12 protein-coding genes and 1 tRNA gene are annotated in these 11,713 nt (G+C 68.6%); 12 read left to right on the top strand and 1 reads right to left on the bottom strand.

Features of this window, described 5'->3' with window-relative positions; genetic code table 11:
• The 11 genes from AC5RV2_RS09510 to AC5RV2_RS09460 all read left to right on the top strand — a co-directional run.
• Positions 1–911: pseudouridine synthase (locus AC5RV2_RS09510; RefSeq protein ID WP_494092126.1), on the top strand; the 911-nt coding region annotated here is incomplete at its 5' end.
• A 54-nt stretch (positions 912–965) separates the two neighbouring features.
• A complete protein-coding gene (locus AC5RV2_RS09505; protein WP_494092128.1) occupies positions 966–2,033 on the top strand; it encodes a prephenate dehydrogenase in 1,068 nt (355 codons plus the stop codon).
• Positions 2,030–2,734 (top strand): (d)CMP kinase, encoded by a 705-nt coding sequence (gene cmk / locus AC5RV2_RS09500; RefSeq protein ID WP_494092125.1) that lies wholly within the window; start codon positions 2,030–2,032, stop codon positions 2,732–2,734. Before AC5RV2_RS09505 ends, cmk begins: the two co-directional genes overlap by 4 nt.
• On the top strand, positions 2,721–3,080 hold the full coding sequence (locus AC5RV2_RS09495) for a hypothetical protein (RefSeq protein WP_494092124.1): 360 nt from the start codon (positions 2,721–2,723) through the stop codon (positions 3,078–3,080). The genes cmk and AC5RV2_RS09495 overlap by 14 nt, the downstream gene beginning before the upstream one ends.
• The gene (gene der, locus AC5RV2_RS09490; protein ID WP_494092123.1) at positions 3,073–4,626 is read left to right on the top strand and encodes a ribosome biogenesis GTPase Der; all 1,554 of its coding nucleotides are present in this window, start codon (positions 3,073–3,075) and stop codon (positions 4,624–4,626) included. Before AC5RV2_RS09495 ends, der begins: the two co-directional genes overlap by 8 nt.
• A gap of 161 nt (positions 4,627–4,787) precedes the next feature.
• A tRNA-Pro gene (locus AC5RV2_RS09485) sits at positions 4,788–4,861 on the top strand.
• Between the two features lie 142 nt (positions 4,862–5,003).
• Positions 5,004–5,390, top strand: a complete 387-nt coding sequence (gene gcvH, locus AC5RV2_RS09480) for a glycine cleavage system protein GcvH (protein WP_494067591.1) — start codon at positions 5,004–5,006, stop codon at positions 5,388–5,390.
• A 75-nt stretch (positions 5,391–5,465) separates the two neighbouring features.
• Positions 5,466–5,945 carry an FHA domain-containing protein gene (locus AC5RV2_RS09475; RefSeq protein ID WP_494067592.1) on the top strand — a complete coding sequence of 160 codons (480 nt, stop codon included), beginning with the start codon at positions 5,466–5,468 and terminating at the stop codon, positions 5,943–5,945.
• A gap of 75 nt (positions 5,946–6,020) precedes the next feature.
• Complete coding sequence (ftsR, locus tag AC5RV2_RS09470) at positions 6,021–6,698, top strand: transcriptional regulator FtsR (protein WP_494092127.1); 678 nt, start codon at positions 6,021–6,023, stop codon at positions 6,696–6,698.
• 11 nt (positions 6,699–6,709) lie between these two features.
• Positions 6,710–7,213: a bifunctional nuclease family protein gene (locus AC5RV2_RS09465; protein ID WP_494092122.1), complete on the top strand. Its 504-nt coding sequence runs from the start codon at positions 6,710–6,712 to the stop codon at positions 7,211–7,213.
• A gap of 229 nt (positions 7,214–7,442) precedes the next feature.
• Positions 7,443–8,039, top strand: coding sequence for a MerR family transcriptional regulator (locus AC5RV2_RS09460; RefSeq protein WP_493999446.1), 597 nt, complete (start codon positions 7,443–7,445; stop codon positions 8,037–8,039).
• 169 nt (positions 8,040–8,208) lie between these two features.
• Here AC5RV2_RS09460 and AC5RV2_RS09455 read toward each other — a convergent pair whose 3' ends face one another.
• Complete coding sequence (locus AC5RV2_RS09455; RefSeq protein WP_494092121.1) at positions 8,209–9,048, bottom strand: ParA family protein; 840 nt, start codon at positions 9,046–9,048, stop codon at positions 8,209–8,211.
• Between the two features lie 303 nt (positions 9,049–9,351).
• Here AC5RV2_RS09455 and AC5RV2_RS09450 point away from each other — a divergent pair.
• Positions 9,352–11,713: pyruvate carboxylase (locus tag AC5RV2_RS09450; protein ID WP_494092120.1), on the top strand; the 2,362-nt coding region annotated here is incomplete at its 3' end.

Raw genomic sequence — 11,713 nt, 5'->3', positions numbered from 1 at the left:
AACCGGCCGGCGGCAAGACCGGCGGCAAGGCCGGTGCCGGCAAGTCTCGCGGCGGGCAGCCGCAGCGTCCCGCCGGGCCGCGGCCCTTCGGACGGGAGCGGTTCGGCCAGAACCTCGGACCGGTCAGCCGCCCGGACCGTCCCTCGCGGGCGGGAGCGGGGGCGGCCTCCGAGCTGCACGATCCCGAGGGCGTGCGCCTGCAGAAGGTGCTCGCCGGCGCGGGCGTGGCCTCCCGCCGGGTGTGCGAGGAATTGATCCAGGCCGGCCGGGTCGAGGTGGACGGAGTGACCGTGCGCGAACTTGGCCTGCGCGTCGACCCGTCCCGCGCCGTCATCCATGTGGACGGCATCCGCGTCCAGATGGATGAGACGCTGACGTACCTGGTCTTCAACAAGCCAAAGGGCGTTGTCTCCACCATGGAGGACCCGGAGGGACGCCCCTGCATCAGCGACTACCTCAAGCCGCAGCAGGGCCAGCGGCTGTTCCATGTGGGGCGGCTGGACCAGGCCACCGAAGGCCTGCTGCTGCTGACCAACGACGGCGAACTCGCCAACCGCCTCACCCACCCGTCCTACGAGGTCCCCAAGACGTATCTGGTGCAGGTCCGCGGGCCCATGCCGCACGGCGTCGGGGCGCGGATGAAATCCGGGATCGAGCTGGAAGACGGCGTGTCCTCGGTCGATTCGTTCAAGCTGGTCGACTCGACGCCGGGACACGTCCTGGTGGAAGTCGTGCTGCATTCGGGCAAGAACCGCGTCGTGCGGCGGCTGTTCGACGCCGTCGGCCACCCCGTGGAGCGGCTCGTCCGGATCCAGTTCGGCCCCATCCGCCTGGGCGACCAGCGACAGGGCAGCATCCGCGCCCTCGGCCGCCAGGAAGCAGGGCACCTGCTGGCCCTGGTGGGGATGTAGCCGGTGAACCCGGCACACGCGCAGGCGACCCACCTGTCCGGGCCGGTCCTGGTGATGGGAACCGGGCTGCTCGGAGCCAGCATCGGGCTCGGCCTGCGGGCCCGCGGCATCGACGTCCTGCTCTCTGACCCCTCGCCGTCGGCCCAGGCGGTGGCGCAGGATATCGGTGCCGGCCGGATCCTGCCCGCCGGCGAGAGGGTGGAGCCCCAGCTGGTCGTCGTCGCGGCGCCCCCGGATGTCACCGCCGCCGTCGTGTCGCGCGCTCTGCGCGACTACCCGGACGCCGTCGTCGTGGATATTGCCAGCGTCAAGACGGCCGTCTTCGAGGCGCTGGCCAAGGATCCGGACCTGGCGGAGGCGGACCTGGGCCGTTACGTGGGTACCCACCCGATGGCTGGGCGGGAGAAGTCCGGCCCCGTGGCAGCCCGCGGCGAGATTTTCACGTCGATGCCGTGGGTCCTGTGCCCGTCGGAGTTGTCCTCGCCGGGGGCGGTGAAGACCGCGCACGCGCTGGCGATCGACCTGGGCGCGGTGGTCTCCCGCATGTCGGCCGACGAACATGACGCCGCCGTGGCGTTGATCTCGCACCTGCCGCAAGTGATGTCCTCGCTGCTGGCCAGCCGGCTGCAAGACACGCCGGCGCATGCCTTGTCCCTTTCCGGCCAGGGCCTGCGCGACGTCACCCGGATCGCGACCAGCGACCCGGCGTTGTGGGTGCAGATCCTCGGCGCGAACGCGTCTCGGCTCGTGGACGTCCTGTACGGCGTCCGCGAAGACCTGGAACGGCTGATCAGGACGCTTGAGCACCCCGAGGCCGACGGCTCCCGGTTGGACATGGCCCAGCTGATCAGCGAAGGCAACGCCGGCCAGGCGCGGATTCCCGGCAAGCACGGCGCTCCTCCGCAGGCGTTCGCGTGGCTGACCGTCCTGGTCGACGATACGCCGGGCCAAATCGCCCGCCTGCTGACCGAGATCGGCGAGGTGGGCATCAACCTGGAAGACCTGCGCCTGGAACACTCGGCGGGCCAGCCGGTGGGGCTGGCGGAGCTTGCCGTGCTGCCCAGCAAGCGGCACGAATTAATTGATTACTTGACCTCACGTGGATGGAAGGTTGTGCAATGAGCGCGGCGGAAGTGGATATGGCTCGTTACCGGCAGGGCAAGGCGCTGGTGGTTGCCATCGACGGGCCGTCGGGCTCCGGCAAGTCGTCCGTCAGCAAGGAAACCGCACGGCGGCTGCACGCGTCCTACCTGGACACCGGCGCCATGTACCGTGCCGTGACCTGGTACTGCGTCAACACCGGTGTGGACCTGGCGGATGCGGCGGCCATCGAACAGGCCAGCAAGGACGTCGACCTGCAGATCAGCACCCACCCCGACGACGAATACGTGCGCATCGGCTCCACGGACATCACCGACGAAATCCGCGAGCCGTCAATCTCCGCCTCCGTGAGCGCCGTGGCCACGACGCTGGGGGCACGGGCCGAACTGGTCCGGCGCCAGCAGCAGATCATCGCCGACTCCGGCCGCCGGATCGTGGCCGAGGGCCGCGACATCACTACGGTCGTCGCTCCCGACGCCGAGGTGCGGCTGCTGCTGACCGCCAGCGAAGAGGCAAGGCTGCGCCGTCGCGGCCTCCAGCTGGGCGGAACGCAGAGCGACGCCGACCTGCACGAGCAGGTGCTGGCCCGCGACGCCAAGGATTCGACCGTGGTGAATTTTTCCGAGGCCGCCGACGGCGTCTTCACGGTGGATTCATCCGATCTGGACTTCGAACAAACCGTCGAAGCGGTGCTCGCCGTCGTCCGGCATGCCGCACACTGAACCCGCCGCCGCCCTCAGCCCGGGGGTGGCCTGGCTGGCGTTGAACAGCGGTGCCCCCGTGGTGCCGGCGGCTGCCCTCGGCACCAGGATCACCGGCGGGCAGCGGGATGCCATCCCTCGCCCCGGCCGCGTTTTCCACCTGGGATTCGGCTCCCCGCAGACCTACCGGCGGCTGCCCTCGGTGTCCGGGCGTGTTTCAATGGACACTGCAGCCGAAGAGATCCGCCGGCAGCTGTCCGGCCATGTCCGGCACAGCGTGGCGCTCACCGGGCAGCCGCTTCCGGCCAACCACGCCCCCGACGACAACCGGCTTGCTGCCTACCCAGAAGGAACAGACGATGAGTGACACCCAGCCCGGATCCTCCCCGGCGGACCGGCCGGCCGACGAGGAATACCGTCCGGCGGGCGAGGACCAGATCGCCGAGCACATGCTCGAGATCGATGACGACGAAGCCGAGTTGCGCGCCGCGTCGCTGCGCGCCGGCCTGGCCGAATACGACCTTGACGACGACGACGCCGCGCTGCTGGCCGCGGCCGAAGAACCCGTCCCCGACAACGAACCGCTCCGGGTGGCCCCGGTGCTGGCCATCGTCGGCCGGCCCAATGTGGGCAAGTCGACGCTGGTGAACAGGATCCTGGGCCGGCGCGAGGCAGTCGTCGAAGACACCCCCGGTGTCACCCGCGACCGGGTCTCCTACTCGGCCCACTGGAACGGACGCCCCTTCACCCTGGTGGACACCGGCGGCTGGGAGCATGACGCCCGCGGCATCCACGCCCGCGTCGCCGACCAGGCCGAAATCGCAGTGGACATGGCCGACGCCGTCCTGCTGGTCGTCGACGCCAACGTCGGCGCCACGGCCACGGACGAGGCGGTGGTGAAGATGCTGCGCCGCAAGAAGAAGCCGGTCATCCTGGTGGCCAACAAGGTGGACGACCTGGCCCAGGAAGCCGAAGCCGCAGCCCTGTGGGGCCTCGGTTTCGGCGAGCCCTATCCCGTGTCGGCACTGCACGGCCGGGGAACGGCCGACATGCTCGACGCGGCCCTGGAGGTGCTGCCCGAATTCTCGGCCTACGGGGGACTCGAGCGCACGGGAGGCCCCCGGCGGATCGCCCTGATCGGCCGCCCGAACGTCGGCAAATCGTCGCTGCTAAACAAGCTGGCCGGAAGCGAGCGGGTAGTGGTCGACACGATCGCCGGCACCACCCGCGATCCGGTCGACGAAATGATCGAACTGGGCGGACGGACGTGGCGCTTCGTCGACACGGCCGGGATCCGGCGCCGCGTGCACATGCAGCAAGGCGCCGACTTCTATGCCTCGCTCCGCACGCAGGCCGCGCTCGAAAAGGCGGAGGTCGCCGTCGTGCTGCTGGCCGTGGACGAGGTGCTCAGCGAGCAGGACGTGCGCATCCTGCAGCTCGCCATCGATTCCGGCCGGGCCCTGGTGCTTGCCTTCAACAAGTGGGACCTGCTGGACGACGACCGCCGCCGGTACCTCGAACGCGAGATCGAGCAGGACCTGGCCCACGTGGACTGGGCGCCCCGGGTGAACATCTCGGCCAAGACCGGCTGGCACAAGGACAGGCTGGTCCCGGCGCTGGACCGTGCCCTCGAGTCCTGGGACAAGCGCATCCCCACCGGCCGCCTGAACGCCTTCCTGGGCGAACTGGTCGCGGCCCACCCGCACCCGGTACGCGGGGGCAAGCAGCCGCGCATCCTGTTCGGCACGCAGGCTTCCTCGCGGCCGCCGAAGTTCGTGCTGTTCACCACCGGTTTCCTGGACCCCGGCTACCGCCGCTTCATCACCCGCCGGCTGCGTGAAACATTCGGCTTCGAAGGCACCCCGATCGAGGTCAGCATGCGGGTGCGCGAGAAGCGGTCCCGCAAGCACTGATCCGGCCCCGGGCCGGGGCCCAACCCCGGCGCCGCCGCCCGCGGATCGGGGGGTTAGGGCACCGGCCCCGCCGCCCGCGGTGGCGCCGGGTGGTCATGACGCAGGGAAAAATGCTGTACAGTATTTGAGGTAGTTCCGCCGGTTGCATGAAGGCGGAACTTCGGGTTGTGGCGCAGCTTGGTAGCGCACTTGACTGGGGGTCAAGGGGTCGCAGGTTCAAATCCTGTCAACCCGACAGCAAGGGATCCGGTCCGCGAGGGCCGGGTCCCTTTTCCATTGGCTTGTGCAAGGCCCTGTATGCCTATACTTTCAGCGATGGCGGGGAAAGGGTTCCTTGCCGGAGCAACTGGCCGTCCATGGTGCGAGAAAGGCAACCGATGAGCAATATTCCTGCCGACCTGAAGTACACAGCCGAGCATGAGTGGGTGGCTGCCGCCGACGCCGAAGGTACGGTGCGCCTGGGTATCACCGACTTTGCGCAGGACGCCCTCGGCGATGTGGTCTACGTGCAGATGCCGGAAGCCGGCTCCTCCATCACCGCCAACGAGGTCATCGGCGAGGTGGAATCGACCAAGAGCGTCAGCGACATCTACGCTCCGGTCAGCGGCGAGGTCGCGGCCGTCAACGACGCCCTGGAGACCGACCCGGCCCTGATCAACTCCGATCCGTACGGGGAGGGGTGGCTGCTGGAGGTCAAGCTGTCGGATCCGGCGGCGCTGGAGACCTTGCTCAGTGCCCCGGAGTATGAACAGCAGGTAGGCTAGGAGCTACCGGAGCCACTCGACGGCCAACCGGTCCTGAACCGGTTGGCCGCTACATTTTTACGGGAGGAACTATTGATGGTGGGCGAAGCTCGCAACGCCACGGATAACGGGAACGGCGACAGCCGGAACCCGGAGGCGCACGCGGAAACCACATCCATCTCTTTGCCGCCGCAGACCCTGGCCCACGTGGCCAAACCGCGGCTCTCCCGCGAAGAGGAAGCATCGGTGATCGCGCTGCCGGCGGGGTCGGCGCTGCTGATAGCCCACGACGGCCCGAACGCCGGGGCCCGGTTCCTGCTGGACCAGGACGTCACCACCGCCGGCCGGCATCCGGAAGCGGACATCTTCCTTGACGACGTCACGGTGTCGCGCAAGCACGCGGAATTCCGCCGCTCCGGCGACGGCTTCATGGTGGTGGACTCCGGCAGCCTCAACGGCACCTACGTGAACAACGACCGTGTGGACAGCCTGCAGCTGCGGACAGGCAATGAGGTGCAGATCGGCAAGTTCCGCCTGACCTACTACGCAGGCACGGCGGCAAAGGGGCAGGGCTAACCGGTGCCCGGGTCCCAGCCAGCACGGCGCACCCTCGGGGCGTCCCGGGAGGGGTACCGCAGCAGCGTCCTCAATATCGGCGAGGTGCTGCAACAGCTGACGGAGGACTTCCCGCAGATCACGGCCTCCAAGATCCGGTTCCTGGAGGAAAAGGGGCTGATCAGTCCCCAGCGGACGCCGGCCGGCTACCGGAAGTACACCGGCCAGGACGTTGAACGCCTCCGTTTCGTGCTGGCCCTGCAGCGCGACCAGTACCTGCCGCTCAAGGTCATCAAGGATTACCTGGACGCGATCGATCGTGGCGAGCGGCCGGAAGCCCTGCCCGGCGGTATGTCCCTGGCCCCCCGGATGGTCTCGGAGCCGCTGGCGGCAGAACTGAACGGACGCGGCCGGGCGCTCACCCGGGCCGAGCTCCTGCAGGCCAGCGGAGCCTCCACGGAACTCGTGGACGACCTTCTGGCCTACGGCCTGATCCACGCCCAGGACGCCTGTTTCGACGAACACGCACTCAAGGTCGTGCGGGCCTGCAGGCAGCTGGGCAGCCATGGCATCGAACCTCGACACCTCCGCCCGTTCCGGGCCGCCGCAGACCGCGAGGTCGGGCTGGTGGAGCGTGCGGTGGCCCCGCTGGCGTCCCGGCGCGACGTCGCCTCCCGGGCGCGCGCCGCGGAAGCGGCCAAGGAAATCAGCGATCTGTGCCTGAACCTGCATACGGCGCTGGTTCACGGGCACCTGGCCCAGATGGACCGCTGAACGGAGAAGCCATGCTCGAACTCGAGGTTGTCGGAGTCCGCATTGAACTCCCGTCGAACCAGCCGCTGGTGCTGCTCAAGGAAACCGACGGCGAGCGACACATACCCATCTGGATCGGTGCGCCGGAAGCCAGCGCGATTGCGTTCGCCCAGCAGGGCATCAAACCGCCGCGCCCCATGACCCACGACTTGCTCCGCGACGTCGTGGACGTGCTCGGCCGGCAAATCACCGAAGTCCGCCTGGTGACGGTCCAGGACACCGTCTTCTTTGCCGAGCTGGTGTTTGACGGCGGGGTGACAGTCAGCTCCCGCGCCTCGGACGCCATCGCGGTGGCACTGCGGGTGCCCTGCCCGATCTACTGTGCGGACGAGGTAATGGACGAGGCCGGGGTGAAGATCGCCGAAGCGGCCGACGATGAGGAATCCGACGGCCCGGCGCAGGAGAACGCGGAAAGCCAGTTGCGCGAGTTCAGGGAATTCCTCGCCGACGTGGAGCCCGAGGACTTCGAGAAATAGCCGTCGCCGGCATCTGGTTCCGGCGCCCGAATCGCCCGGCCCGGCGCCGGGGCATCCGACACGCCGCAGCAAAAATGCCAGCGTCTTTGACCGGCGGCCCCCGCCGTTCTAACGTCGAAGCATACAGTTCCCATTGCACCGCAGGCCATCTCAAGGCAGACTTAGACCAGACCTCTGGGCTGACTGCGAAGCTCATTCCCCACAGGGAACTTCGACAAGGAGGGTTCACGTGAGTCCTAAAGGTGATGCAGGCGAGATGCCGCACGCTCTGCAGACCGGCGCTGCCATACCCGCAAGTGCCCAGGGCTTGCTGTTCACCGAAGATCTGCCCGTGCTGGACGAGGACGCCGGTTACCGCGGTCCCACGGCATGCAAGGCAGCCGGCATCACCTACCGGCAGTTGGACTACTGGGCACGCACCGGACTGGTGGAACCTGCCGTCCGCGGCGCGTCCGGCTCCGGCTCGCAGCGCCTCTACAGCTTCCGCGACATCCTGGTCCTGAAGGTGGTTAAGCGCCTGCTCGACACCGGCGTCTCGCTGCAGCAGATCCGCTCCGCCGTCGGCCACCTGCGCGAACGCGGCGTGGAAGATCTGGCCCAGATCACCCTCATGAGCGACGGCGCCAGCGTGTACGAGTGCACCTCCGCCGACGAGGTCATCGACTTGGTCCAGGGCGGACAGGGCGTCTTTGGCATCGCCGTCGGCCGGGTGTGGCGAGAGGTCGAAGGCAGCCTCGCCGAGCTCCCCAGCGAACATGCCGCAGAGGAACAGGATTTTCCCGACGACGAGCTGAGCCGCCGGCGCGCCGCGCGCAAGATCAGCTGACCGCACACAGGACACAACAGCGGGAGGGGCTCCGGGAAACCGGGGCCCCTCCCGCTGATTAAAGTGCGACCCGGTGAAAAGGTGCGTTCAGGTCGGGTTTAATTTGCGATGCCGGCGGGTTTGAGCGCCGATCCGGGCGGAGACCCGCCGCCCGGGCCGGGACCTGTTGTCAGGAGGGCTGGCGGCGGAGCGCGCGGCTGCGCATCCGGCCGGAATCGGTCAGGTTTTTGAGCAGCTCGTCGAAAAGCGCGGCCGCCTGCCGTGCAGATTCACCCGGCCACTGGTGGACGGAATGCGCTGCCCCCTGGATCTGCTGCCAGTTCGCCTGCTCGGCGATGGTGGGGGAGAGCAGCAGGTCGCCGAACATGGTTTTCATTTCGGCCAGCCGGTAACCGTGTTCGTTGGAGCTGGGCCGTACACGGTTGGCCACCACGCCGGCCGTCTTCAGGTCCGGGGCGAATTCCTCCCGGAACAAATCGATGGCGCGCATGGTGCGCTCGGTGCCCGCCACGGAGAAGAGGCTCGGCTCGGCCACGAGCAGCACCCGGGTGCTCGCCGTCCACGCCATGCGCGTCAGCCCGTTGAGCGACGGCGGGCAGTCGATGAGCACCAGCGAGTAGTTGTTCACGCGGGAGAGCATGGTGGAGAGCCTACGCAGGTCCCGGCGGCTCAGATCGGGCCGGTCGTAGATGCCGGAGTAGGCGGAGCCGATGGCGACGTCGAGAACCTTCCGGCCGGAAGCCGGCGCGCTGCCGGGGTCAGCCGAGGCCACCCAGCCGCTCGGGGCGACGTTGGCCCGCAGGTCGGCCTTGCGCGCGTTCTTGAGGAGCCGGCCGACGTCGGTCTGGCGGGACGGCTTGACGCCTAATCCCGTGGTCGCGTCAGCATGCGGATCCAAGTCGATGACCAGGGTGGGGATTCCCGCTGCCAGCGCCGCAGAGGCCAGGCCCAGCGTGACCGAGGTCTTGCCGACCCCGCCCTTGAGGCTGCTGATGCTCACTACTTGCACGTAAAAACCAAAACCTAACGTATCGAGTCGTGGGGCTTCTGCGCCGGATAAGTCTTCACGGCACCCTATTCATCATAAGTGGAGCGCCGCAGCACACCGTGCCACCCGCGCCGCCGGGGCGTTTCGCCGCTTGCGCCGTAACATGCGGCCCGCAAGAACCGCCACGGCGCGTGATCTGTGCAACACTGGCTTGCCAGCCCGGCTCGCCGTCCGTGAGACTTGGCTCACTGAGTCCGCCGGCACCGGCGCCGGACGGTCGTGTTTCGCATGCAAGTCCGGACCCGGCAACGATGCAGGAGTGAAATGTTCGAAAAGATCCTGGTAGCCAACCGTGGCGAAATCGCCATCAGGGCGTTCCGCGCGGCCTACGAACTGGGCGCCAAAACGGTGGCTGTCTTCCCGTATGAAGACCGCAACTCGATCCACCGGCAGAAGGCCGACGAAGCGTATTTGATCGGCGAGCAGGGGCATCCGGTCCGGGCTTACCTCGACGTCAACGAAATCATCCGGGTCGCCAAGGAGTCCGGCGCGGACGCCATCTACCCGGGCTACGGATTCCTGTCCGAAAATCCCGAGCTGGCCCGCGCCGCTGCCGGTGCCGGCATCGCCTTCGTCGGCCCCAAGGCCGATGTGCTGGAGCTCGCGGGGCACAAGGTCCATGCCCTGCAGGCAGCCCGCCGGGCCGGGATTCCGGTGCTGAAGTCCACCGAACCCAGTGCCGATCCGGAGAAGTTGCTGGCCGAAGCCGAGGAGATCGGCTTCCCGATCTTCGTCAAGGCGGTTGCCGGCGGCGGCGGCCGCGGCATGCGCCGGGTCGACAGCCGCAAGGATCTGCCGGACGCCCTCGCGGCTGCCATGCGGGAAGCCGACACGGCCTTCGGCGATCCCACCGTTTTCCTTGAACAGGCCGTACTGCGGCCGCGCCACATCGAAGTGCAGATCCTGGCCGACGGGCAGGGCAACGTCATGCACCTCTTCGAACGCGACTGCTCGCTCCAGCGCCGGCACCAGAAGGTCATCGAAATCGCCCCCGCACCCAACCTGGACGAGGGCATCCGGCAGGCACTGTACCGGGACGCGGTCACGTTCGCGCAGGCGCTCGGATACACCAATGCCGGCACGGTCGAGTTCCTGGTGGACACGGTCGGTGAACGGGCCGGGCAGCATGTCTTCATCGAGATGAACCCGCGCATCCAGGTGGAGCATACGGTGACCGAGGAGATCACCGACGTCGACCTGGTGCAGTCCCAGCTGCGCATCGCCGCGGGCGAGACCCTGGCCGACCTGGGCCTGTCCCAGCAGGCCGTGTCCGTCAACGGCACCGCCATGCAGTCCCGTATCACCACCGAGGACCCGGCCAACGGCTTCCGTCCCGACGTCGGCAAGGTCACCGCCTACCGGTCGGCCGGCGGCGCCGGTGTCCGGCTGGACGGCGGAACCATCTACACCGGGGCCGAAATCAGCCCGCACTTTGACTCGATGCTGGTCAAGCTCACCTGCCGCGGCCGCGACTTCGCGACGGCGGCCGCTCGCGCCAGGCGTGCCCTGGCCGAGTTCCGCATCCGCGGCGTCTCCACGAACATCGCGTTCCTGCAGGCGGTGCTGGAGGACCCGGACTTCCTGGCCGGCAACGTCGCCACCTCGTTCATCGACGAGCGGCCGGAACTGCTCCAGGCCCGGGTCTCGGCCGACCGCGGCACCAAGCTGCTGACCTGGCTGGCGGACGTCACCGTCAACAAACCGCACGGTGAGCTGCCGGTGTCCACGGCACCGGTGGAGAAGCTGCCCGAACCCGCCAGGCAGGCGCTGGAGGCCACCGGTGCCCTGACGGCCGTTCCGGCGTCCGGCTCCCGGCAGCGGCTGCAGCAACTGGGCCCGGAGAAGTTCGCGGCCGCGCTGCGGGCCCAGACAGCCGTGGCGGTCACGGACACGACCTTCCGTGACGCCCACCAGTCGCTGCTGGCTACCCGGGTACGCACCAAGGACCTGCTCAACGCCGCCCCCGCCGTCTCGGCCCTCACCCCGCAGCTGCTCTCGGTCGAGGCGTGGGGCGGCGCAACCTACGATGTCGCGCTGCGGTTCCTAGGCGAGGACCCGTGGGAGCGGCTGGCGGCGCTGCGCCAGGCGATGCCGAACATCTGCCTGCAGATGCTGCTGCGCGGGCGGAACACCGTCGGCTATACCCCGTACCCGGAGGAAGTCACCACGGCGTTCGTCCGGGAAGCTGCCGCCACGGGCATCGACATCTTCAGGATCTTCGATGCGCTCAACGACGTCTCCCAGATGGAGCCGGCGATCCGGGCCGTGCGGGAGACGGGAACCGCCGTGGCAGAGGTCGCGCTCTGCTACACCGGGGACCTGTTGGATCCGGCGGAGGACCTGTACACGCTGGACTACTACCTGGAGCTGGCCGGGCGGATCGTCGACGCCGGCGCGCACATCCTGGCGATCAAGGACATGGCCGGCCTGTTGCGTCCGGCGGCCGCGGCGAAGCTGGTTGCGGCGCTGCGCGAGCGGTTCGATCTGCCGGTGCACGTGCACACCCACGACACGGCCGGGGGCCAGCTGGCGACGCTGCTGGCCGCCGTCGATGCCGGTGCAGATGCGGTGGACGTCGCCAGCGCGGCGATGGCCGGCACCACCAGCCAGCCGCCCATGTCGGCGC

Source organism: Arthrobacter sp. Y3225116, from assembly GCF_059091245.1.
The sequence above is the reverse complement of the archived record's forward strand: the minus strand, read 5'-3'. Positions and strand labels throughout refer to the sequence as shown.

Bases quoted from the DNA above. Each gene is read 5' to 3' on its own strand.
- AC5RV2_RS09505 (WP_494092128.1), top strand. From the start codon at position 966: ATGGGAACCGGGCTGCTCGGAGCCAGCATCGGGCTCGGCCTGCGGGCC.
- cmk (WP_494092125.1), top strand. From the start codon at position 2,030: ATGAGCGCGGCGGAAGTGGATATGGCTCGTTACCGGCAGGGCAAGGCG.
- AC5RV2_RS09495 (WP_494092124.1), top strand. From the start codon at position 2,721: ATGCCGCACACTGAACCCGCCGCCGCCCTCAGCCCGGGGGTGGCCTGG.
- der (WP_494092123.1), top strand. From the start codon at position 3,073: ATGAGTGACACCCAGCCCGGATCCTCCCCGGCGGACCGGCCGGCCGAC.
- gcvH (WP_494067591.1), top strand. From the start codon at position 5,004: ATGAGCAATATTCCTGCCGACCTGAAGTACACAGCCGAGCATGAGTGG.
- AC5RV2_RS09475 (WP_494067592.1), top strand. From the start codon at position 5,466: ATGGTGGGCGAAGCTCGCAACGCCACGGATAACGGGAACGGCGACAGC.
- AC5RV2_RS09465 (WP_494092122.1), top strand. From the start codon at position 6,710: ATGCTCGAACTCGAGGTTGTCGGAGTCCGCATTGAACTCCCGTCGAAC.